20 protein-coding genes are annotated in these 21,188 nt (G+C 72.1%); 8 read left to right on the top strand and 12 right to left on the bottom strand.

Features of this window, described 5'->3' with window-relative positions; genetic code table 11:
• A partial coding sequence (locus tag DZF91_RS09865) for an alpha-amylase family glycosyl hydrolase (RefSeq protein ID WP_268915927.1) occupies positions 1 to 703 on the bottom strand: 703 nt, incomplete at its 3' end.
• A gap of 246 nt (positions 704 to 949) precedes the next feature.
• Here DZF91_RS09865 and DZF91_RS41055 point away from each other — a divergent pair.
• Positions 950 to 1,432 carry a (2Fe-2S)-binding protein gene (locus DZF91_RS41055; protein ID WP_199486525.1) on the top strand — a complete coding sequence of 161 codons (483 nt, stop codon included), beginning with the start codon at positions 950 to 952 and terminating at the stop codon, positions 1,430 to 1,432.
• A gap of 39 nt (positions 1,433 to 1,471) precedes the next feature.
• Positions 1,472 to 1,963, top strand: a complete 492-nt coding sequence (bfr, locus tag DZF91_RS09855) for a bacterioferritin (protein ID WP_117357172.1) — start codon at positions 1,472 to 1,474, stop codon at positions 1,961 to 1,963.
• 124 nt (positions 1,964 to 2,087) lie between these two features.
• On the opposite strand, the gene DZF91_RS09850 is transcribed toward bfr, so the two are convergent.
• Positions 2,088 to 2,933 (bottom strand): NAD(P)H-binding protein, encoded by an 846-nt coding sequence (locus DZF91_RS09850; RefSeq protein WP_117357169.1) that lies wholly within the window; start codon positions 2,931 to 2,933, stop codon positions 2,088 to 2,090.
• Between the two features lie 89 nt (positions 2,934 to 3,022).
• Here DZF91_RS09850 and DZF91_RS09845 point away from each other — a divergent pair, with 89 nt between their 5' ends.
• Positions 3,023 to 3,607, top strand: a complete 585-nt coding sequence (locus DZF91_RS09845; RefSeq protein ID WP_117357168.1) for a TetR/AcrR family transcriptional regulator — start codon at positions 3,023 to 3,025, stop codon at positions 3,605 to 3,607.
• 39 nt (positions 3,608 to 3,646) lie between these two features.
• Here DZF91_RS09845 and DZF91_RS09840 read toward each other — a convergent pair whose 3' ends face one another.
• Together DZF91_RS09840 and uppS are read right to left on the bottom strand one after the other, a co-directional pair.
• Positions 3,647 to 5,095, bottom strand: coding sequence for an oxygenase MpaB family protein (locus DZF91_RS09840; RefSeq protein WP_117357167.1), 1,449 nt, complete (start codon positions 5,093 to 5,095; stop codon positions 3,647 to 3,649).
• Entirely contained in the window at positions 5,092 to 5,868 is a 777-nt protein-coding gene (uppS, locus tag DZF91_RS09835) for a polyprenyl diphosphate synthase (protein WP_235834192.1), read from the bottom strand. Before uppS ends, DZF91_RS09840 begins: the two co-directional genes overlap by 4 nt.
• Positions 5,869 to 6,171: 303 nt before the next feature.
• Here uppS and DZF91_RS09830 point away from each other — a divergent pair, with 303 nt between their 5' ends.
• Positions 6,172 to 8,247, top strand: coding sequence for a serine/threonine-protein kinase (locus DZF91_RS09830; RefSeq protein ID WP_117357165.1), 2,076 nt, complete (start codon positions 6,172 to 6,174; stop codon positions 8,245 to 8,247).
• 23 nt (positions 8,248 to 8,270) lie between these two features.
• Here DZF91_RS09830 and DZF91_RS09825 read toward each other — a convergent pair whose 3' ends face one another.
• The 4 genes from DZF91_RS09825 to DZF91_RS09810 all read right to left on the bottom strand — a co-directional run bounded on the left by DZF91_RS09825 (position 8,271) and on the right by DZF91_RS09810 (position 10,856).
• Positions 8,271 to 8,870: a hypothetical protein gene (locus DZF91_RS09825; protein WP_117357164.1), complete on the bottom strand. Its 600-nt coding sequence runs from the start codon at positions 8,868 to 8,870 to the stop codon at positions 8,271 to 8,273.
• A 20-nt stretch (positions 8,871 to 8,890) separates the two neighbouring features.
• Positions 8,891 to 9,496, bottom strand: a complete 606-nt coding sequence (locus tag DZF91_RS09820; RefSeq protein WP_117357163.1) for an ATP-binding protein — start codon at positions 9,494 to 9,496, stop codon at positions 8,891 to 8,893.
• Between the two features lie 271 nt (positions 9,497 to 9,767).
• Positions 9,768 to 9,977 carry a DUF397 domain-containing protein gene (locus DZF91_RS42625; protein ID WP_117357162.1) on the bottom strand — a complete coding sequence of 70 codons (210 nt, stop codon included), beginning with the start codon at positions 9,975 to 9,977 and terminating at the stop codon, positions 9,768 to 9,770.
• 12 nt (positions 9,978 to 9,989) lie between these two features.
• Entirely contained in the window at positions 9,990 to 10,856 is an 867-nt protein-coding gene (locus DZF91_RS09810) for a helix-turn-helix domain-containing protein (RefSeq protein WP_158587893.1), read from the bottom strand.
• A 351-nt stretch (positions 10,857 to 11,207) separates the two neighbouring features.
• Between DZF91_RS09810 and DZF91_RS09805 the strand changes: the two genes are divergently transcribed.
• Together DZF91_RS09805 and DZF91_RS09800 are read left to right on the top strand one after the other, a co-directional pair.
• Complete coding sequence (locus DZF91_RS09805) at positions 11,208 to 12,137, top strand: DNA-methyltransferase (RefSeq protein ID WP_199486524.1); 930 nt, start codon at positions 11,208 to 11,210, stop codon at positions 12,135 to 12,137.
• A 5-nt stretch (positions 12,138 to 12,142) separates the two neighbouring features.
• Entirely contained in the window at positions 12,143 to 13,279 is a 1,137-nt protein-coding gene (locus DZF91_RS09800; protein ID WP_117357159.1) for a PDDEXK family nuclease, read from the top strand.
• 14 nt (positions 13,280 to 13,293) lie between these two features.
• Here the strand turns inward: DZF91_RS09800 and DZF91_RS09795 are convergent, their stop codons facing one another.
• Complete coding sequence (locus DZF91_RS09795; RefSeq protein ID WP_117357158.1) at positions 13,294 to 14,310, bottom strand: adenylate/guanylate cyclase domain-containing protein; 1,017 nt, start codon at positions 14,308 to 14,310, stop codon at positions 13,294 to 13,296.
• A 66-nt stretch (positions 14,311 to 14,376) separates the two neighbouring features.
• Entirely contained in the window at positions 14,377 to 15,234 is an 858-nt protein-coding gene (locus DZF91_RS09790; protein ID WP_235834190.1) for a biotin--[acetyl-CoA-carboxylase] ligase, read from the bottom strand.
• A gap of 63 nt (positions 15,235 to 15,297) precedes the next feature.
• Here DZF91_RS09790 and DZF91_RS09785 point away from each other — a divergent pair, with 63 nt between their 5' ends.
• Entirely contained in the window at positions 15,298 to 16,086 is a 789-nt protein-coding gene (locus DZF91_RS09785) for an enoyl-CoA hydratase/isomerase family protein (RefSeq protein WP_235834189.1), read from the top strand.
• Positions 16,087 to 16,154: 68 nt separating this feature from the next.
• On the opposite strand, the gene DZF91_RS09780 is transcribed toward DZF91_RS09785, so the two are convergent.
• The gene (locus DZF91_RS09780; RefSeq protein WP_199486523.1) at positions 16,155 to 17,768 is read right to left on the bottom strand and encodes an MFS transporter; all 1,614 of its coding nucleotides are present in this window, start codon (positions 17,766 to 17,768) and stop codon (positions 16,155 to 16,157) included.
• A 38-nt stretch (positions 17,769 to 17,806) separates the two neighbouring features.
• Here DZF91_RS09780 and DZF91_RS09775 point away from each other — a divergent pair, with 38 nt between their 5' ends.
• Positions 17,807 to 18,247: a winged helix-turn-helix transcriptional regulator gene (locus DZF91_RS09775; RefSeq protein WP_117357156.1), complete on the top strand. Its 441-nt coding sequence runs from the start codon at positions 17,807 to 17,809 to the stop codon at positions 18,245 to 18,247.
• Between the two features lie 168 nt (positions 18,248 to 18,415).
• Here DZF91_RS09775 and DZF91_RS09770 read toward each other — a convergent pair whose 3' ends face one another.
• The gene (locus DZF91_RS09770; protein ID WP_117357155.1) at positions 18,416 to 21,043 is read right to left on the bottom strand and encodes a phosphoenolpyruvate carboxylase; all 2,628 of its coding nucleotides are present in this window, start codon (positions 21,041 to 21,043) and stop codon (positions 18,416 to 18,418) included.
• Positions 21,044 to 21,188: the final 145 nt, after the last annotated feature.

Raw genomic sequence — 21,188 nt, 5'->3', positions numbered from 1 at the left:
CGGCGGGGCCAGGGTCGCCTTCGGGGGCGGTGCCGGGCCCGGCGGGGCCCAGGGCCCCGCGGAGGCGGCGGAGGTAGGCGCGGGGGTCGGCGAGGCCGTCGGGGTGGTCGACGCGGAGGCCGTCCACCAGGCCCTCCCGGTAGAGCCGGACGATCAGCGCGTGCGTGGCGTCGAAGACGTCCGGATCCTCCTGGCGGAGCCCGATCAGGCCGGAGATGTCGAAGAACCGGCGGTAGTTCGGCTCGCCCTCGCCGGGCGGGACGAGCCGTCCTCCGCCCGCCTCCCAGTCCACGTCGAACCAGTGCGCGTAGGGCGAGGCCGGGCCGTCCGCGAGCACCGACGCGACGGCCGTCCCGTGGAACGCCATGTGGTTGGGGACGATGTCGAGGAGCACCCGCAGGCCCTCGGCCCGGAACCGGCGGACCATCGCGGCGAACGCGTCCTCGCCGCCCAGTTCGGCGGAGATCCGGCCGTGGTCGGCGACGTCGTAGCCGTGCGTGGAGCCCGGCGCGGCCTGGAGCACCGGCGACAGGTACACGTGCGAGACGCCCAGGTCGCGCAGGTAGGGCGCGAGCGCCGCCGCCTCGGCGAACCCGAAGCCGGGAGCGCGGAGCTGGAGGCGGTAGGCGCCGGTCGGGGCGTCCTCGCCGGGCGGTCCGCCGGGCGGCGGCTCCACCGGGAGCGGCTGTTCGGCGGGCGCCACCGGCTCCGCGGCGTCCCGCGGCCCGCCGGGCGGCGCTCCCGGGGTCGTCTCCAGAGGACTCGCCCCGCCGGGCCGCACGTGTACCACCGGTCACCCCTCCCGTCGCTGGGAGGGACCCTTTCCCGCCGAGGCTTAGATCACACCGCCCCGGGCGGGACTGGCCAGACCGGACGACCCTGACTTACATTAGGTATGCCTTACCTTATTGAGGCAGCCCTTACCCGTCGCCTGAGAGGTCCAGCCCGGATGTACGTCTGCGTCTGCAACGCGGTCACGGAGGACGACGTGCGCGGCTGCATGCTCGACGGAGGGTGCCGCCGGGTCCGCGAGGTCAAGGACGCCTGCGGCTGGAAGCCCGGCTGCGGGTCCTGCACCCGGCGACTGTACTCGCTGGTCAGCGAGGTCAACACGGCCAGCGACATGGTGGACGCCATCACCGGCGGCCCGCTGCCGCCCGTCCTGCCCGCCGACGCTCCGGTCCCGCCGCTCGGCGTCCCGGCGACGGCCTCCCCCGCCGGCACCGCCGAGGCCGAGCCGGTCTCGGCGCGGCGCGTCTGCGGGGGCGCGCTCGGCTCGGCCGAGTCGTCTCAGATCCCGGACGCGGGCGCGACGACGCCCGCCCCGGACGCTCCCGAAGGCGCACCCGCGGGGACGCCGGCGGCGCCCGTCATGCCGCAGCGGATCGTGGCGCCCGTGCGTTCGCGCTGGCTGCGCGACACCGCCGCCTGACGCTGTCCGATCACCGGGCGTCGTGGAAGCATGGCCGCCATGGAAGGCGACAAGGACATCATCGCGCTGCTCAACGAGCAGCTCACCGCCGAACTGACCGCGATCAACCAGTACTTCCTGCACTCCAAGATGCAGGCGAACTGGGGCTTCACCCGGATGGCGAAGCACAGCCGGGACGAGTCGTTCGACGAGATGCGGCACGCCGAGCGGCTGACCGACCGGATCCTGTTCCTGGAGGGCCTGCCGAACTACCAGAAGATCGGCACGCTCCGGATCGGCCAGACGATCGTCGAGCAGCTCCAGGCCGACCTGCGGATCGAGCTGGAGGCCGTCGCGCGGCTGCGTCCCGGCATCGAGCTCATGCGCTCCCGCGGCGACGTCACCTCCGCGCGCCTCTTCGAGGACATCCTCGCGGACGAGGAGGAGCACATCGACTTCCTGGAGACCGAGCTCGGCCTGGTCGAGATGCTCGGCGAGCACAACTACCTCCAGCGCCTCACCGAAGCCCCGGGCGAGGGCGACTCCGACTGACCCCGCGCCCGGCCCGTTCCCGCCATGGCAGGAGCCGTCCCGCCACCACCGACAGGGCCGGACATCGGGACCGCGCGCCGCTCCTTCACGCCGAGCGCCGCACGGTCCTGCCGAGTGAGCGGCGTCAGCGGAAGGCGGGGGCGTGCTCGCGGGCCCAGTCGGCGAACGTCCGCGGGGCGCGGCCGAGGACGTCCTCGACGTCCGGGCTGACGCGGCGCTCGCGCTCGGTGGGCTCGCCCAGGATGGAGAGCGTCGTCTCGATGACGGGCTCGGGCATGAAGGCCCGCATGTGGGCGCGGGCCTCCTCGCGGGTCAGCTCCACGAACCGGACGGGTTCGCCGATCGCGTCTCCGATGGCCTCGGCCTGCCGCCGCGGCGTCACCGGAGCGGGGCCGGTCAGCTCGTAGGTCCGCCCGGCGTGGCCGTCCGCGCGCAGGGCCGCCGCGCCGACCACCGCGATGTCGGACGGGTCGACCGCCGGCAGGCCGACGTCGCCGAACGGCGCGGCGACGGTCCGGTGCGCGCGCACCGACTCGGCCCACGCGTAGGCGTTGCTGGCGAGGTTGCCCGGCCGCAGGATCGTCCAGTCGAGGCCCGACGCGCGGACGGCGTCCTCGATCGCCCCGGCCACGACGCCGTGCGAGACCGAGTCCGGACGGGTCGCGACACCCAGCGTGGACAGCAGCACCACGCGCCGGACACCGCCCGCCTTCGCCGCGTCCAGCAGGGCGTGCGGGTCGATGAGGTGGGCGCTCGGCCCGCCGTTCTGGAGGAACAGGGCGTCCGCGCCGTCGAGGACGGGACGCAGGCCGTCCGCGTCGGTGAGGTCCGCGCGGACGTGGCGGACGCCGTCCGGGACGTCCGAGGCCGAGATGTTCCGCGAGGTCGCCGTCACGCGCCCGCCGTCCGCCGCGAGCATCCGCACGAGCGCTCCGCCGACGTTGCCCGTCGCTCCGGTCACCACGATCATGTCGTTCTCCCGAGTTAGTTAGTTGACTCACTCACTTGCTGGGGAGGACGGTAGCACGGACCGGGCGGGGTCTGTCTATAGTCAGTCAGGTGACCAACTCAACGAGGGCGCGGGGATCGGACAAGCGGCGGCGGCTCACGGCCGCCGCCGCCGAGGTCGTCCACCGGCAGGGCGCGGAGCGCACGACGATCGCCGACATCGCCAAGGCCGCCGACGTGCCGGTCGGGAACGTCTACTACTACTTCAAGACCAAGGACGACCTCGTGCAGGCGGCGCTGTCGGAGCACGCCGGGCGCCTGTCAGCGCTGACCGGCGGGCTGGACGCGCTGCCCGACCCGCGCGAGCGCCTCAAGGCGCTGGTGGAGGCGTGGGTCGGGCAGCGCGACACCGCCGCGCGCTACGGCTGCCCGACCGGCACCCTCGCCACCGAGCTGGGCAAGCGCGAGGACGGCGGGCTCGGCGAGGAGGCCGGACGCGTCCTGCGGCTGCTGCTGGCGTGGGCGGAGCGGCAGTTCCGCGAACTCGGCCTGGACGACCCCGACGAGCTCGCGCTCACCTTCGTCGGCGCGTACCAGGGCATGTCCCTGCTGGCCCACGCGCTGCGCGACCCGGAGATCATGACCCGCCAGGGCGCCCGCCTCGTCCGCTGGCTCGACTCCCTCACCCCCGCCTGACGCCCCCACGCCCCGTGCCGCGTCTGCGGGTGTGGGATGTCAGGCCTGGGTGAGGAGCGAGTCGTAGCCTGCCGAGCCCTTCCGGCCGGCCATGAAGGCGAGGAACTCGCGGACGAACTCGCTGCGCGTGTACCGGACGTCCTCCCCGGAGGTCTCGACGTCGCGGGAGAACGCGGTGCGGAAAAGGGCGCGGTGCTCGGCGGCGCTGATCGACTGATCGTCGTCCTTGTCGGTCGCGTCGAACAGCACCTCGGCCACCCTGACCAGGGCGGGACTCGCCAGCGAGGACGCCGCGGCGGCGTACTCGGCGCGGCTGACGCGGCCGTCGCCGTCGTCGTCGAGCGCGTTCGCGAGCTCGCGCCACCAGCCCGCGAACGCGTCGAACAGCCGCTCCTCGCCGTCGGCGTCCAGGTCCAGCCGGGACGCGATCTCGCGGGCCATCGCGGCGAGGTCGGGCCAGGACACGTAGCCGTCGCCGGTCTGGTCGAGGACCTCGGCGAAGAACCGGTCGGCCGACCGCGCCGCGCTGCCCTCGGCCGGAGCGTCCCCGGACAGGGGCGAGAGCAGGCGGAGCAGGGCGGCGGCCCGGTCCTGCTGGCGGCGCAGCGCCGTCACCAGCTGCGCCCCGGAGCCCTCGGCGCGGCTCGGGTCGAGCAGGCCGATCATGGTGTCGGTGCGCGTCCAGGACTCGGGCAGGACGCGGGACGCCACCCCCGTCCCGAGGTAGACGCCGCGGGCCAGCAGGTGCGAGCCGGGCAGCTCGCCGAGGCCCGCCCGCTGCCGGACGGGCTCGGGCAGCGTCGCCTTCAGGAACTCGGAGATCACCGGCCCGGCCATGGCGCGGCCCGCCGACCACAGGGCCGGGTAGGGGCGCAGCAGCGGCGGCGCGGGCATCCGGCCGAACAGCTCGAACAGGATGATCCGCATCGCCTCGGTGTTCTCCAGGCCGCGGTCGATCACGTCCTCGAAGTAGGGCCAGAAGTCGGTGACCGTGGCGGGCAGGTGGTCGGCGTTGCCCTCCAGCAGCACGAGGATCGCGCGGAACTCCTCGTACAGCCGCTCCATCTCGGCGGCGTCCATGGAGACGCCGCTCATCCGGCTGAGGTTGACGGTCGACTCGAACAGCGAACCGACCACCCAGGCGCGGGCGTCGGCGTCCATCGCGTTGTACGGGCGCCCCTTCGGATCGACGCCCGCGATGCGCGCGTGCAGCCGGTTGAGGCGCGCCGCCTCCCGGTCCCGGACGCGCGGGTCGGCGTCCAGGATGCGCTGGACGCTGAGCAGGGTGTTGAACACCCGCCGCCACGGATGGGCGACGAACGTGGAGTTCTCGATCAGCGCCGCGCCGATCTGCGGGTGCGCGGCCTCCAGGATCGTCGCCCGGATGACGGCCAGCCCCCAGCGGGCGTCCTGGCAGTAGGTGTTCAGGGACGCGCCGGGGCCCAGAATCGAGATGTCGGGCTGTCCGGCGGAGGTGTCAACGCTCATCTGCTGCCTTTCACCAGGGGGTCGGTCAGTTCGGGGTCGAGGTCGGGGAACCGCGGGCGGACGCCGCCGAAACGGCGTTCGCGGTTCCGGTAGACGTGCAGGCACTCCGAGAAGTGCTCGGCGCGGAAATCGGGCCAGAGCACTTCGGGGAACACCCATTCGGCGTAGGCGACCTGCCAGAGCATGAAGTTGGAGATGCGCTGCTCCCCCGACGTCCGGATGACCAGGTCGACGTCCGGGGTGTCGGGGTGCGGCAGGTACCGGGCGAAGCTCTCCTCGGTGACCTGGTCGGCGGGCACCCGGTCGCGGATCAGCGCCCGCGCGGCCTCGACGATGTCGCGCCGTCCGCCGTGGTCGAACGCGATGGTCAGGGTCATCCCGCGGTTGCCGCGGGTGAGTTCGACCAGGTCGGCGATGTCCCGCGCGAGGCCGGGCGGGATGCGGGGATCGGAGACGCCGAGGAACCGGCAGCGGATGCCGCGCGCGCACATGGACAGGGCGTGCTTGCGCAGCGTCCGCCGGACCAGGCCCATGAGGAAGTCGATCTCGTCGCTCGGGCGCCGCCAGTTCTCCGTCGAGAAGGCGTACAGGCTGAGCCAGCGCACGCCCGCCGCGCGCGCCGCCTCGATGACGTCGATGACGGCCGCCTCCGCCGCCCGGTGGCCGGCCGTGCGCGGCAGGCGGCGCTGCCGGGCCCAGCGGCCGTTCCCGTCCATCACGCACGCCACATGCCGCGGCACGGACGCCCTGGTGTCCGATCCCTTGGGGTTCACCCCCCGAGCTTCACCCGTCGTTGATCCCTTGGGGTTCACCCCCCGAGCTTCACCCGTCGTTTCGGGGAACGCTTCGCTTTGTCATCATTCGCATCCGAAGAGTGACAGACCTGTGGCTTTGAGGGTCGCTTCGCCCTTGTGCGGTCCGTCCTCCGGCGGCCGTGCGGCCCATCCTCCGGCGGCCGTGCGGCCCATCCTGCGGCGGCCGTCCGGTCCGTCCTGCGGCGGCCGGGACGCGGACGCCGGACGCGCCTAGGATCAAGGGGACACGCGGTCGCGGGCCACACGCGGGAGGCCGGTCTGGTGAGGGAGTCGCTGCGGGCCTCCGACCCGCGCCAGGTGGGCCGCTACCGGCTGGAACGGCGGCTCGGCAGCGGCGGCATGGGCCGGGTCTACCTCGGCCGTTCGCCCGGCGGACGGCCCGTGGCGGTGAAGGTCGTCCGGCCGGAGCTCGCCGAGGACGCGCGGTTCCGGGAGCGGTTCGCCCGCGAGGTGGAGGCGGCGCGGAAGGTCGGCGGCTTCTACACCGCGCAGGTCGTCGACGCGGACGCGGGCGCCGACCCGCCGTGGCTGGTCACCGCGTACGTCGCCGGGCCGTCCCTGCACGAGGCCGTCACGGCGCACGGCCCGCTGCCGCCCGCCGAGCTCGCGGTCCTGGCGTTGGGGCTGGCCGAGGGGCTGGAGGCGATCCACGCGGCCGGGCTCGTCCACCGCGACCTCAAGCCGGGCAACGTGGTCCTCGCCGCGGACGGTCCGCGCGTCATCGACTTCGGCATCGCGCACGCGCTCGACGCGTCCCACCACAGCTCGGCGATCGTCGGGACCCCCGCGTTCATGAGCCCCGAGCAGGGACGCGGTGATCCGGTGAGTCCGGCGAGCGACGTCTTCAGCTTCGGGTCGGTGCTCGCCTTCGCGGCCACCGGCGAGAGCCCCTTCGGATCCGGTCCCGCGCACGCCGTCCTGTACCGGATCGTCCACGGCGAGCCGGACCTCTCCGGGCTGGACGCGTCCCTGCCGTCCGGATTCGGCGAGCTGATCGCCGACTGCCTGGACACCGACCCGGACCGCCGTCCCAGCGTGCCCGACCTCCTCGCCCGCGTGTCGGCCCTGACCGCCGAGTCGAGCCCGAGTGCGAGTGCGAGCCCGAGTACGACGCGGAGGCTTCCCGCCGAGAGCGACGGCCCGCTGTCGGAGACGTCCACGTCGCTCGTCCAGCCCCCGTCCCCGCTCCCACGGAAAGAGGCCGCTCACACGCCTTCGCCCCCGGCCGCCGAGCCGCCGTCCGAGGACGCCGAGCCTCTCTTCCTCGACCGACTGCTGGACGAGGAGGAGAGGCACCGCCGGATCGCCCTCCTCATCGTCGGGCTCGCCGCCGTGCTGGTGGTCGTGTCGCTCTTCCTTCCGGGGTTCACCGACCAGGCCGTCCACCAGCACGGCGTCGGCCGGTCGGGCGTTCCGGCGGCGACGACCACGCTGGAGATCCACGACAGCACCTTCCGCGTGCTGTTCATGGGCCGGACGTGGAGTGTGCTCCCAGGTCTGTGCCTCCTGGTCGCGCTCGTCGGAAGCCTCGCCGCGCTGGCGCATGTGCCGGAGTACTGGGCGCTGCCCGCGGCGTCCACCATGGCCTGCCTGGCGGTCGTCGCGGGCGGGGTCCTCCTGTTCATGGTGCAGGTGCCGGGGACGTCCTATGTTCCGCGAGCGTCCGACAGGGTGGTGCTCGACCATCCGCGCACGGCGATCGGATTGTGGCTGCTGATGGGCGTCGTGGTGACGGTCGCCGTCGCCACCTCATGGTTCTTGACCTCCACCGGGCCGAGCCGGAGCTCCGGGCTCACCTACGTCCTGCTGACGGGCGCGGCGCTCCAGGCGGTCGTTTTCCTGTTGACCCTGGCCCGCTTCAACTCGGTGGAGCACCCCGGCGCGGGTGTGATGCTGCGGGTCATGGACCGCGGCCATCCCCCCGGGCGCGGGGCGATGCAGTTGTTCGTCGGCGAGGGGTTGTTCTACGCCTTCCTCGCCGGGGCCTTGTGGCTGGAGCAGGTGAGCAGCTCCCGGACGAAGAAGGGGGCAAGGCGCTTCTTGGCGTTGGGCTGCTTCGGGGTCCACACCGTGTCGCTGCTCGTCAGCATCGCGGCCACGTGGTTCGCGGACTCCCGGTCCGATGTCCTGAACGCCCTCGCCGTCAACGCGAGCATGGTCCGCGGCGCTTTCGGCGACCACGTCGCCGGGACACCCGGCCTCGCCTCGCTGCTGGCCTCGGCGCTGCTCTGGCTGACCGGCCTGGTCGCGGTGATCATGCTGTGGTCGGGCCGGAGCGTCCTGGTGTGGAGGTCGGACCCCGACTCCGGACGGCCGCCCGAACGGCTCGGAGGCTGACGCGCGGGACGGCCGCGGTTCCGTCAGAAGTTGATCGCCGCGAGGGCCCACTTCCGGCTCGCGGCCTCCTGGACGGCGTCCGCCCATTGCAGCGTCAGGGCTGTGAACTCGTCGAACGTCCCGATCCAGCGGCCGGGCTCGGCGGCGTGGGCGTCGAAGGGAGTCCGGAGTTCGGGGAGGCGGGGAGCCAGGCGCGTCCAGACGTCCGCCAGGGCGCGGACGGTGTCGGGCGCGCAGGCCACCAGCGTCGTGACGTGGCGGACGTCCTGGCCTGGGAAGATCCCCGGTTCGAGGTGGTCGCCCGTGTCTCCGGCCAGGAGCCGGCCGAAGAACGCGTCCCCGTCGGCGCGCAGGGACGGGCCGACGGCGTCGCGCATGTGCTCCCACGAGCGGCCCGCCCAGGCGTGGGGTTTGTACGAGCCGGAGGTGTCGCGGAACTCGTAGAGGGCGTACCAGCCCACTTCGGGACGTTCGGGCCAGACGAGGCCCGGCGGCGGGTCGTAGACGGCGCCCTCGGGGAGGAGGGCGGCGACCGCGTTCTCCAGGAACCCGTAGCGGGACTCCGGCGCGACGGCGAGCAGGCGCGTCCAGTCGATGATGAGAGCCGTGAGGTCCAGGCCCATGGCGGATCTCGCTTTCTGGTTCAGGGGTCAGCGGTTGACGGACGCCCAGGAGACGTGCTGCCCGTCGGGGAGGTGGCGGTGGCCGTGGTCGTCGGAGCAGGCGGCGACGAGCAGCAGGCCGCGGCCGTGCTCGCGTCCTCGGGGGCGGAGGTGTCGGTCGGGCCGTCGTCGTAGACGGTGACGCGCAGGACCGTGGCGGTGAGGAGCAGTTCGGTGCGGACGCGTCCGCCCGCGAGCCCGCTCGCCGAGTGCCAGATCGCGTTCGTGACGTACTCGCTGACGATGAGCTCGGCGTCGGCCGCGAGGTCGCGGGTGTGCGGCTCGGCGAGGAGGTTCCTGGCCCACCGGCGGACGCACGGCACGCCCGACTCCTGGCCGGGGATCTCGACGCACGCGAAGAGGAGTTCGTCCGGCGCGGCGGACGGGGGTGCGGCGTCCCCGGCGAGGAGTTCAGCGAGCGCGTCCCCCGAGTCGGCGACCAGCGTCGCGGCGCGCCCCCGGGCGAGTTCGCGGTCGGACAGGCGGCGCCGCCGCGTCGCGTACCAGGCGGCGGGCGCGCCGTCCGGCCCCAGTGAGCGGAACACCGACCAGCCGGGGAAGGCGGCGGCGAGCTGCGCTGGCGTCATCACTCGATCACTCCCTGTCGCATACGGAGGGCAGGCGGAACCACGTTCCCGATCACGCAGGGCCGCCGCGACTGTGAAGCTCGTATTTCGTTGCAGATCTTGAAGACGTGCTCATTGCGCGCCTTCACATGGTCGTGACAGTAACGAGTATGGAGAGGTGCGAGCACGCTCGGCAAGGGAAACGCCACTTTGGGTGACGCGATATCCGGCGACCGGCATGCGAAAGGGGCTGTGGCGGTCCCGCCACAGCCCCTCCGACCAGCGCCTTTTCTTAGTCCAGGTCATACCTCCCCACCTTGACGGCGGCCAGGAACTCCGCCGCCAGGGGACGCTCCAACCCGAGCACGACTCCGCGCCCGCGCCGCTTGGTGTCGGCGAAGCCGATCAGCGACGCGGTGCGGCCCACCTCAACACAGTCCCGAGAATCACCGCTTCGAGATGATTTGCGCCAATCACTGAACTGATCCCGTTCGGTGATCACTCAAGGCTCCCTTCAGGCGCGCAGGACTTCGACTGCTTTGTCCAGATAATCGCGACTGCCCTCGATCGACAACGCGGAGTCGCGCAGGCGGTCGAACATCCGAACGTAGGGGCCGGTGCTCTTCTCCCCGGTCAGCGCGGCGTCCTGGGTCACGCCCTCGATGGAGACGACCGTCGGGTCACCGTTGGCGTAGGTGTAGACGACGAAGGACGAGGTCGGCACGATGTGGTCCTCGAACCGGGCGTCGATCGGCAGCACCCGCACGGTGATCCGCTCCTCGGCGTCGCACAGCTCGGTGATGGCGGCGAGCTGGTCGCGCATGGTCTCGCGCGGCACCGAGAGGCGGCGCATCACCAGCTCATCGATGATCACCTCGTACACCGGACCGCCGCCGGGGCGGCGCAGCATCCGCTGGCGGGTGGCCCTGCCGCGCAGGATGCCCTCGACCGTCGTGCCCGCCGCCATCGACCGTCCGTCATCCGCGGCGGCCTGGAAGCGCGTGTACTCCGGGGTCTGCAGGAGTCCCGGAATGATCGCGTGCTGGTAGTGCCGGATGGTCTCCGCGCCCGCCTCCAGATTGGCGACCAGCGCCTGACGCTCGCCCATCTGCTTGGCCATGCCCTCCCACCAGCCGCGCGAGGCGGCCTCGTTGGCGAGGGTGACCAGCTCGGTCCACTCGTCCCCGTCCACCCCGAGGGCGTCCAGCAGCGCGAGCACCTCGTCCTGATGCGGCGGGATGTGCCCGTTCTCCAGTTTCGAGATCATCTGCCGGTGGGTGCCCGCCCGGCGGGCAAGCTCCTCACTGGTGAGCCCGGCGGCCTGACGCCGGTCGCGGAGCTCCTGCGCCAGACGCAGCCTGCGCACGTACGGACTGATCACACGCCACCTCCGTTGTCGCGGAAGTCGGACTGACCCGATGTCTGACGTGGAGCGTATCCACGGGAACACTGTGCGTGTCAGGTGATCGGGAACAGTGCGCTCAGGACTTCGCGCGGCGCAGGACGTAGGGCTGGACGATGCCGAGCCCCTGCACCGGACGGCGCACCATGCTGGTGATCGAGCTGGGGCCGTGGCCGGTCAGCACCTCTACTATCCGATCACTGTCATCCACAGCGCTGCGCTTCCTGCACAGAGATGACGCACAATCCCTCTAATGTTGTCCGCATGACTGCTGAGCCCGTCCCCGCCCTCTTCCCCGCTGCTACCGAGGAGGGAGACGCTGCTGGGTCGGTGACCGCCGAGGTCCACCACGGCGACGCCTACGATCTCATGGCCGATCTTGAGCCGGAGTCAGTCAACCTGATCATCACCTCTCCTCCCTACTGGGGGCTACGCACCTACGGCCTTGAGCACAACAACGACATCCTGAAGGAGTGGATGGCCGAGGGGCACGATAAGGAAGACAGCCCTCCGTACGAGTGGTACCGAGATCACGGCGGCATCCTTGGCCTGGAACCGCTACCAGAGTGGTTTGTAGATCATCTCGTGGAGATCCTTCAACGCGGGGCGCCCGCCCTCACGCCAGACGGCAGCATGTGGATCAACATCGGCGATACCTACTTCGCCCGGTGGGCCAGCCTTCGGCAGGACGGACGCCAAGGTCTGGGAGACAATCCCCGCGAGCGTCGCCGAACTCCGATGGGAGGACATCGCCAGGAGAAACAACTGCTGATGATCCCGGCTCGCTTCGCAATCGCGATGCAAAACCACCGCTGGATCCTTCGGAACGACCTCATCTGGCACAAGCCCAATGTCCCACCACGTCCAGAGCGTGACCGCCTGCGCCTCGCACATGAACACTTGTTTCATTTTGTGAAGCGGGCAAAAGAAGGTCGCCCGAAGTACTACTATGACTTTTCGCAGGTCGAACCGGACGCGAGAGATGTCGTCACAGTCAACGTCCAAAGTGGCACCAACGGACATTCCGCGACTTTCCCCCCGCGGCTCGTCACGCCCAGAATTCTCAGCTCATGCCCGCCGGGCGGAACAGTACTCGACCCCTTTGCCGGAACAGGAACAGCGCTCCAGGTCGCGATCAATAACGGCCGCCGAGCCATCGGATTCGAGCTGTCGGAAACATACTCGAACGCCGCGAGGGAGAAGGTCCGACAAATCTTGGGCGTTACGGAAAATCCTTTCGAAGACATCGAACAGAAATAGGTCCCATGCCCCCCTCGAAGGCATCCCGCTCTCCCCGCACCCCCAAGCCCGCACGCAACCATATCGCCGAATGGTTCGGACACCGGGTTTATCCGGTCGTCGCTGGAACCAGTGATAGCCTGAAGGACCAACAGGACGAGCGCTGCCCCTTCCTCACGCGCGAAACAGGAAGGGAGCGCGGTTGCGTCAAGAAGCCCGGTTCCCGAGGCGTATGCACCATCAGCACCAGCGGTAACGGAGACCGGCAGGACTGGCTCGTTTGTCCTTTCCGCGTCCTCGAACCCTCTCTTCTCGAAGACGCCGTCCGCCGCCTCTTCAAACACGACGCCGCCTCCCCGATCAGCCTCGTGCCCGCACTGAACTTGAACGATCAGGAGACAGCCGCCCGCTTCCGAACCGATGTCCGGGACAACAAACCCTGCTATGCCTTCTTCCAGAAAGAGTTCGGTGGAGAGATCGCGCTCGCCGCCACTGAGCGTTCACCGGAATTCTCGTTCGATGTGACCATTGCAGAGATCGTCCCGACAGAGACTGGAGCCCCCACCCTACGGCGCTACGGGGTTCTTGAAATCCAGACCATGGATTTCCACGGCAGCTACGCCTCAGCAGTTCGCGATCTTAGTGATGCCCTTCGACTCCATCGTGGAGGTTTCGCCCAGGCTGTCAGCGAGCACCCGGAATGGCCAGGCAACAAGATCGAAGGACCGAACATCGCAAACGTCTTCAAGCGGACGTTTTATCAAATGATGTTTAAATTCCAGATCGGCATGCACGCGAATTCCGCAGGATGCGTCTTCGCCGTACCCGCAGCGGTCTGGGACAGCTGGCAGAAATTCCTAGGTAAGCCCGATCTTTCTCTCGCGACAGACGGCACCTTTCGGCTTTCCGCACCCGGCAGCACCTCGAACAACAAGCCGAATTCTTGGATCTATGTATTCGAAGTCGACCCCTCGACAACGGTTACACCGAACGAGATTCGCCTGAGTAAGGTCATTGGCACCGATGCCGCGGCGCTTTCTTACTACGCACTCAAGGTCGCTCCGGATGCGGCGCTCGCTGAAGGAAGCAGTGCTGACCGAGTGCTGAGCAGTCTGCGTGATCGTCTTACGGCGTATCTGCCTGACTTGGTGATGGGTGCCTGAGCACCCGCACCAAGTCAGAGTCTGGTGCGGCGCAGGACGTAGGGCTGGACGATGCCGAGCCCCTGCACCGGACGGCGCACCATGCTGGTGATCGTGTAGGCGTCGTTGCCGGTCAGCGCCTCGGCGAGCGACTCGTCGATGACGACCGTGCCCGGCCTGGCCAGCGCGGTCAGGCGGGCGGCGAGGTTCACGGTCGTGCCGAACACGTCCCCCATGAGCGGGAGCACCGGGCCATGGGCGACGCCGACGCGGACGTCCGGGATCTCGGTCTCGTCCTGGATCGCGGCGGCCACCGACAGCGCGATCTCGGCGACCGTCTCCGGGGTGTCGCCGCAGAACAGCACCTCATCGCCGAGGGTCTTGACCAGGCGTCCGCCGCAGGTGGCGATGATGTCGGCGGCGGTCTCCTCGAACCACTCGACCACGCGCGCGAGCTCGATCTCGTCCAGCTCGCGGCTCATCTGGGTGAACGAGACCATGTCGGCGAACCCGACCGTGGTGACCAGGCGTCCGGGCAGGTGCGGGCCCCCGCGCCCCTCGTCCTCGCGGGACGCGGCGGCGGCCATCGCGCGGTTGCCCGCGGCGGCGAGCTGGCGCCGCCAGGCGTGCACGACCAGCGGCTCGAACTCGTCGATGTGCTTCTCGGCGATGTCCACGATGGACGACACGGCCTCGGCGGACGGCTGCTCCCGGGGGTCGGACACGAGCATCGCGCTGAGCAGGTTCACCTGCCACTCGGCGAGCCGGGTCATGGTCTGCCCGAACGCCCTGACCAGCCGGATCACGCCGTTCTCGTCCAGCACCCCGTCGTCCATCAGGCGGCGGATGCGGCACAGCGCGGCGACGTCCCCCTCGGTGTAGGCGACGGCGTCCTCCGGCATCGACGGATAGCCGAACGCCCGCCACAGCCGCCGGGCGAACTCGGTGGCGATCCCGGACAGCCGCACGGCGTCCACCCGGGTGTACTTCAGCTCGCCGCCGAGCAGCAGCTCCTCGATCACCTTGGGGTCCGGCAGGCCGTCGTCCGACATCTCCCCCTCCAACGTCACACGAAATATCGTGGCGGATCGCGCCGCTCAGCGCACATGCGCCCCATCTCAGCGCACATGCACCACATCGCCCGCGCTGACCGGGACCTTCCCCTCCGGGGCCGCCACCACCAGCCTGCCCTCCGCGTCGACGTCCTCGGCCAGGCCGCGCGTCTCGGCGCCGCCGGGCATCTGGACGCGGACCTCGCGGCCGAGCGTCGCGCACAGCTCCCGGTAGTCGGCGCGCAGGCCGCAGACCTCCGGGTCGCCGGACGCGGCGGCCCACTCCCGGTACCGGCCCTCGACCTCGCGGGCGACGGCGCGCAGCATCGGCGCGCGGTCCGACAGCGGCGCGCCCTCGATGGCCAGGGACGTGGCGGTCGGGACGGGCAGCTCGTCCGGGTGCAGCGACACGTTCAGGCCGACGCCGACGACGACGGCGTCGCCGACCTTCTCGGCCAGGATCCCGGCGAGCTTGCGGTCGCCGACGAGCACGTCGTTCGGCCACTTCAGCACGGCGTCGACCCGCGTGTCGCCGTCCGCGCCGGCGAAGAACCGGTCGCCCGCCTCGCCGAACCCCGTCAGCCGCCGCACGGCCGAGGCGACCGCGACGCCGGTGAGCAGCGGGACCCAGGGCAGCCGGTCGGCCGGGACGTCCGGCCGCAGCAGCATCGAGAACGCGAGCCCGGAGCGGGCGGGCGCGGTCCAGGTGCGGCCGAGGCGTCCGCGCCCGGCGGTCTGCAACTCGGTCGCGAGCAGGACGCCCTCGTCCTCCCCCTCGCGCGCGAGGGCGGCGAGGTCGGCGTTGGTCGAGCCCGTCTCCTCGACCACCCGGACGCTCCGCCACAGCCCACCGGGCCGGACGAGCGCGCGGGTGAGCGCCGCCTCGTGGAGCGGCGGACGGTCGAGGTCCCCATAACGTGTCACTCCACCATCCAACCTCACCCCGCCCCGTGGCCCACCGGCAGTGGGCGATCTAAGGTGCACTCTGTGGACGGAGTGACGCTGAGGCGCGACAAGCAGAACGAACATGTGGCCGAGATCGTGCTCGACCGGCCGGAGGCGCTGAACGCCCTGTCGACCGCGATGGCGCGGCGGCTGGCGGCGGTGTGCGCGGAGGTCGCCGCGGACGGCTCGGTCCGCGCGGTCGTCCTGTCTGCGGCGGGCGACAAGGCGTTCTGCGTGGGCGCGGACCTCAAGGAACGCAACGCCATGTCCGACGACGAGATCCTGGCGCAGCGGCCGGTGTTCCGCGCCGCGTTCGGCGGCGTGCTGAACCTGCCGCAGCCGGTGATCGCGGCCGTGCACGGCTACGCGCTCGGCGGCGGCTGCGAGTTCGCGCTGTCCTGCGACATGATCGTCGCGGACGACTCGGCCGTGTTCGGGCTGCCCGAGGTGTCGGTGGGCCTGGTCCCGGGCGGGGGCGGCACGCAGCTCGCGGTGCGCAAGATCGGGTCCGGCCGGGCCGCCGACCTGGTGCTGACCGGCCGCCGCCTGGACGCCGACGAGGCCGCCGCGATCGGGCTGGCCGACCGGCGCGTCCCGAAGGGCGAGGCGCGGGACGAGGCGTTCGCGATCGCGGCGAGGATCGCCAAGAACTCCCCGATCGCCGTCCGCGCCGCCAAGCGCGCGATGCGCATCGGCGGCGACCTGCCGCTGGAGGCGGGGCTCGACGTGGAGGAGAACGCCTGGCGGACGGTCGCCTTCTCCCCCGACCGCCGCGAGGGCATCGCCGCCTTCGCCGAGAAGCGCACCCCCGACTGGTCCACCCCGGCCTGACCGGACGTGCAAGAGCGAGGTGCGGTGCCGGTGCGGCACCGCACCGACACCGCACCGCGCTTCGGCCGTCAGAGGGTCTTGGCCATGTGGACGGCGTGCCGCCCCTGGATCTCCTCGCGGCCGGTCTCGCGGTAGCCGCGGCGCTCGTAGCGGGCGATGTTGCTGGTCATCTTCTCGTTGGTGATCAGCCGGAGGGCGGGGAGGCCGAGCGCGCGGGCCTGCTCCTCGGCGTGGTCGAGCAGGCGGCGTCCCAGGCCCTCGCCTTGACGGGACGGGTCGACGGCGACGTTGTCGACCAGGAGCCGGCCGTCCTCGGGGATGAGGACGATCAGCCCGGACAGGTCGTCCAGGACGTGCACCCGGCCCGCCTCGATGAGGGCGGCGTAGTCGGACCCCAGCGGGAGTGGGGGCGTGCCGATGACCTCCGTCCACGGGGCGTAGGCGGCCTGGACGATCCGCTCCACGGCGGGACGGTCGGACGGGACGGCGAGCCTGATCTCGGGCATGGGACTCCTCTCGGATGAGAGCCCCATTCTGGACACCGCGAGGGCGGCGAGGCTGAACCCGGCCCCCAGCGCGCAGACGGCGGACCATCCGGCGGCGGCGTAGAGGGCGGTGGAGGCGACGGCTCCGAGGGCGCTGCCGGCCGAGTAGAAGACCATGTAGCCGCCGATCACGCGGCTGCCCGCGTCCGGGCGGCGGGTGTAGATCATGCTCTGGCTGGTCACGTGCACGGCCTGGACGGCGAGGTCGAGCAGCACCGCGCCGAGCGCGAGCCACCAGAGCGAGTGCCGGACGAGCGCCAGCGGCCCCCACGAGAGCGCGAGCAGGACGAGCGCGACCGTCGTGGTGCGGACGCCGAGGCCGCGGTCGTGCAGGCGTCCGGCCGGGGCGGCGGCCAGCGCGCCCGCCGCGCCCGCGAGGCCGAACGCGCCGATCGCGGTGTGCGAGAGGCCGAGGTCGGTGAGCGGCAGGGCGACGCAGCTCCACAGGGTGCCGAACGCCGCGAAGAGCAGCAGCGCGAGGAGGCCGCGGGCGCGCAGCAGCGGCTCGCGGACGAACAGCGCGACCGTGGAGCGCAGCAGTTCCGGGTACCGGACGCGCGGCCGGGCCTGCTGGAGCGGCAGCGTCCGGCGCAGCAGCAGCGCCAGCAGGGTCGTGACGGCCGCCGAGACCAGGTAGACCGAGCGCCAGCCGCCGAGGTCGGCCAGCACGCCCGAGACCGTCCGGGCGAGCAGGATGCCGACGACGATCCCGCTGGTCACCTGCCCGACGACGCGTCCGCGGTCGGCCGGGGAGGCCAGCGACGCGGCGGCGGCGACGAGCGTCTGCGTGACGACCGCCAGCAGGCCCACGGCGGCGGCCGAGGCGAACAGGACCGGGACGCGGGTGGCCGTCCCGAGCAGCGCGAGCGCCCCGGCGAGCAGGAGGAGCTGCGCCGGGACGAGCCGCCGCCGGTCGAGCACGTCCCCCAGCGGGACGAGCAGGAGCAGGCCGAGCCCGTAGCCGGCCTGGGTCGCCGTGACGACGGCGCCGACGGCCCCGGTCCCGATGCCGAACTCGCCGCCGAGCGTCGCGAGGAGGGGCTGGGCGAAGTAGACGTTCGCGACGGCCGTGCCGCTCGCGACGGCGAACAGGAGGACGGCCGCGCGGGACGGCCCTTTCTGGTTGCAATATGCCACCACTTGACCGTAGAGGGGTCTGGTGGCATCTTGCAACCATGGTGCGGCGGACGAGACTGGACGGCAGCGCGTGCCCGGTGGCGCGCTCGGTGGACGCGATCGGCGACTGGTGGTCGCTGCTGATCGTCCGGGACGCCTTCGACGGCAGCCGCCGGTTCGGGGAGTTCCAGCGCAGCCTCGGCGTCGCGAAGAACATCCTGTCCGCGCGGCTGCGTGCGCTGGTGGATGCGGGCATCCTCGACCTCGTCCCCGCCTCGGACGGCAGCGCCTACCGGGAGTACGCGCTCACCGCGAAGGGCCGCGACCTGTTCCCGGTGATCGTGGCGCTGCGGCAGTGGGGCGAACGGCACTCGTTCGCCCCGGGCGAGGCGCACTCCGAACTGCTCGACCGGGACGGCCGTCCGCTCGCGCCGATCGAGATCCGCGACGCGGACGGACGTCCGGTCGGCCCGGAGGAGACGCGGGTCGAGAAGGTCTGACCCGGCCGTCCCGGAACGGCCGAGGGTTCTCGGTTCCAACGTTTCGGCGACGTGCCGAAACGGCGGAACGCCCCCGGCCGCGCGGGCGGGGGCGTTCCGGACGAGCCGACGACGCGGCGAGCCGACGGGCCGTCGAGGCGCCGGGCCGACGAGCCGACGGGCCGAGCGTCAGCCGGTGTTCTGCAGGCCGGCGGCGACGCCGTTCACCGACAGCAGGAGCAGGTCCTCCAGGTGGACCCGCTCCGCCTCGTCGGTGACCGCGCCGGAGCGCAGCGCGCCGAGGGCGCGGAGCTGGAGGTGCGAGAGCGCGTCCACGTACGGGTTGCGCAGCTCGACCGCGCGGGACAGGACGTGCCGGTCCTCCAGGAGCCGTTCGTGGCCCGTCACGGCGAGGACGAGGCGGCGCGTCCGGTCGTACTCCGCCAGCACCGCCGACGTCATCTCCGGACGCTCGCCCAGGGCGAGGTACCGCTCGGCGATCGCGCGGTCGGTCTTGGCGAGGCTCATCTCGGCGTTGTCCAGGAGCGTCTGGAACAGCGGCCACTCCGCGTACGCCTCGCGCAGCTCGTCCAGGTCGCGGCCGTCGTCGGAGACCGCGGCGAGACCGCTGCCCAGGCCGTACCAGCCCGGCAGGTTCACGCGCGTCTGCGTCCAGGCGAAGACCCACGGGATGGCGCGCAGGTCCTCCAGGCCGCGGGCCGCCTTGCGGCGGGACGGCCGGGACCCGATGCGCAGCTCGGCGATCTCCTCCAGCGGGCTGACCCGGGCGAACCAGGTGGCGAACCCCTCGGTCTCGATGAGCGACTGGAAGGAGCGCTTGGCGGCCTCGCTGATCCGGTCGGCGAGCGGCCGGAACCGGGCGGCGGCGTCGCGGGCGCGGTCCTGGACGGCGTCGGTGGACGCCAGCAGCACCGCGTTGGCGACCTGCTGCAGGTGGCGGTGCGCGATGCGCGGCTGCCCGTACCGGGCGAAGATGACCTCGCCCTGCTCGGTCACCTTGAACCGGCCCGCGACCGAGCCGGGCGCCTGCGCCAGGATCGCGCGGTGCGCCGGGCCCCCGCCGCGTCCGAGCGACCCGCCCCGACCGTGGAAGAGGGTCAGCTTGATGTCGTGCTCGGCGGCGAACCGCGCCAGCGCCTCCTGCGTGTCGTACAGCCGCAGGGTCGCCGAGGTCGGGCCGAGCTGCTTGGCCGAGTCGGAGTAGCCGAGCATGACCTCCAGGCGGCGGCCCGTCTCGTCCAGCCGCCGCCGGACGGCCGGGATGTCCAGCATCCCCGCCAGGACGGACGGGGCGCGCTCCAGGTCCTCGCCGGTCTCGAACAGCGGGATCACGTCGAGGACGGGCGCGTCGTCGCCGAGCGAGGCGGCGAGCTCGTGCACGTTGGCGATGTCGCGCTCGGAACGGGTGAACGAGACGACGTAGCGGTGGCAGGCGGCGACGCCGAACCGGCGCTGGATCCACGCGACGACGCGCAGCGTGTCGAGGATCTCCTCGGTCATCTCACCGCGCGGCCCGCCCGCGCGGACCTCCTCCAGCGCCTTCTCGTGCAGCTCGGAGTGCTGCCGGATCTCCAGCTCGGCGAGGTGGAACCCGAACGTCTCGACCTGCCAGACCAGGTCCTGGACGCGGCCGTACGCCTGCCGGACCGCGCCCGCCTCGGCGAGCGAGTCGCGCAGCACGCGCAGGTCGGCGAGCAGCTCGTCCGGGCCGGCGTAGGCGAGGTCGGCGTCGCGCTCCAGCGTCGCGGCGATGCGGTCGGCGACGTGCAGCAGGAACTGCCGGTGCGGCTCGTCCGGGGAGCGCTTGGCGATCTCGGCGAGCCGCTCGGGGCTCGCGGTGCGGGCGGCCGACAGCGCCGCGCGCAGCGCGGGCGAGGCGGGCGTGGTGGCCTCGCTGACGGTCAGCTCGCGGCCGATCCGGGCCGCCATCGTGGCGAGCGCGCGCAGCACGTGGCCCGCCTGGATCATCACGGCCTCGCGGGTGACCTGAGCGGTCACGTACGGGTTGCCGTCCCGGTCGCCGCCGATCCACGACCCGAACCGCAGGAACGGCCGGACCCGCGGCGGGCGGGTGCCGGTGCGGCCGTCGTCCAGCGCGGCGTCCAGCGTCCGGTACACCCGCGGGACGACCCGGAAGATGGTCTCGTCGAACGCGGCCATCGCGGTGCGGACCTCGTCCAGCGGGTCCATCTGGGTGTGCCGGCGCAGCGCGGTGCGCCACAGCAGGTCGATCTCCTCGCGCAGCCGGCGCTCGGTCTCGGCCTGCTCCTCGCCGTCCTCGGGCGCGTCGTTCAGCGCGAACAGCAGGTCGCTGATCCGCTGGATGGACGTGACGACCGCGCGGCGGCGGGCCTCGGTCGGGTGCGCGGTGAACACCGGGCGGAACTCCAGGCCGTCCACCATCTCGGCGAGCCGCTGCTCCCCGGCCTCCGCGCGGACGGCCTCGACCGCCGCCGCCACCGAGCCGGACACCGTGCGGCCCCGGGCGTCCCGCTCGCGCAGCGTCCGGATCCGGTGGTGCTCCTCGGCGAGGTTGGTGAGGTGGAAGTAGACGGTGAAGGCGCGGGCGACCTGCCCGGCGCGTTCCAGGGACCAGCCGTCCACGATCGCGGCGGGCTCGTCCGCGCCCGCCTCGCCGCGCCGCGCCGCGATCACGGCGTGCCGCAGCCGCTCGACGTCGGAGAGCAGGTCGGGCCCCCCGTACTCGACGAGTCCGTCCCCCAGCATGGCGCCGAGCAGCCGGACGTCGCGGCGCAGGGCCTCGGGCAGGTCGTGCCGCAGCGTTTCTCTCGTCATGTCAGCCACGGGGCCAGCGTAGTGAGCGGCCTCCGGCGTTCCGAGCACTGCGCCCCCCTCTACGTGCGCCCCCTCCGCGCGAGGCGGCGGTGCGGTGCGGCCCGGCGGTGGGCGGTGCGGCCCGGCGGCGGTGCGGTGCGGCCCG

Source organism: Actinomadura logoneensis (assembly GCF_003428695.1).
Lineage (GTDB): Bacteria > Actinomycetota > Actinomycetes > Streptosporangiales > Streptosporangiaceae > Spirillospora > Spirillospora logoneensis.
The sequence above is the reverse complement of the archived record's forward strand: the minus strand, read 5'-3'. Positions and strand labels throughout refer to the sequence as shown.

What these genes read in the sequence shown, in the direction of transcription:
- DZF91_RS09800 (WP_117357159.1), top strand. Translation starts at nt 12,143, where the DNA reads ATGCCCCCCTCGAAGGCATCCCGCTCTCCCCGCACCCCCAAGCCCGCA.
- DZF91_RS09820 (WP_117357163.1), bottom strand. Translation starts at nt 9,496, where the DNA reads ATGACGCCAGCGCAGCTCGCCGCCGCCTTCCCCGGCTGGTCGGTGTTC.
- DZF91_RS09825 (WP_117357164.1), bottom strand. Translation starts at nt 8,870, where the DNA reads ATGGGCCTGGACCTCACGGCTCTCATCATCGACTGGACGCGCCTGCTC.
- bfr (WP_117357172.1), top strand. Translation starts at nt 1,472, where the DNA reads ATGGAAGGCGACAAGGACATCATCGCGCTGCTCAACGAGCAGCTCACC.
- DZF91_RS09795 (WP_117357158.1), bottom strand. Translation starts at nt 14,310, where the DNA reads ATGTCGGACGACGGCCTGCCGGACCCCAAGGTGATCGAGGAGCTGCTG.
- DZF91_RS09775 (WP_117357156.1), top strand. Translation starts at nt 17,807, where the DNA reads ATGGTGCGGCGGACGAGACTGGACGGCAGCGCGTGCCCGGTGGCGCGC.
- DZF91_RS09850 (WP_117357169.1), bottom strand. Translation starts at nt 2,933, where the DNA reads ATGATCGTGGTGACCGGAGCGACGGGCAACGTCGGCGGAGCGCTCGTG.
- DZF91_RS41055 (WP_199486525.1), top strand. Translation starts at nt 950, where the DNA reads ATGTACGTCTGCGTCTGCAACGCGGTCACGGAGGACGACGTGCGCGGC.
- DZF91_RS09840 (WP_117357167.1), bottom strand. Translation starts at nt 5,095, where the DNA reads ATGAGCGTTGACACCTCCGCCGGACAGCCCGACATCTCGATTCTGGGC.
- DZF91_RS09770 (WP_117357155.1), bottom strand. Translation starts at nt 21,043, where the DNA reads ATGACGAGAGAAACGCTGCGGCACGACCTGCCCGAGGCCCTGCGCCGC.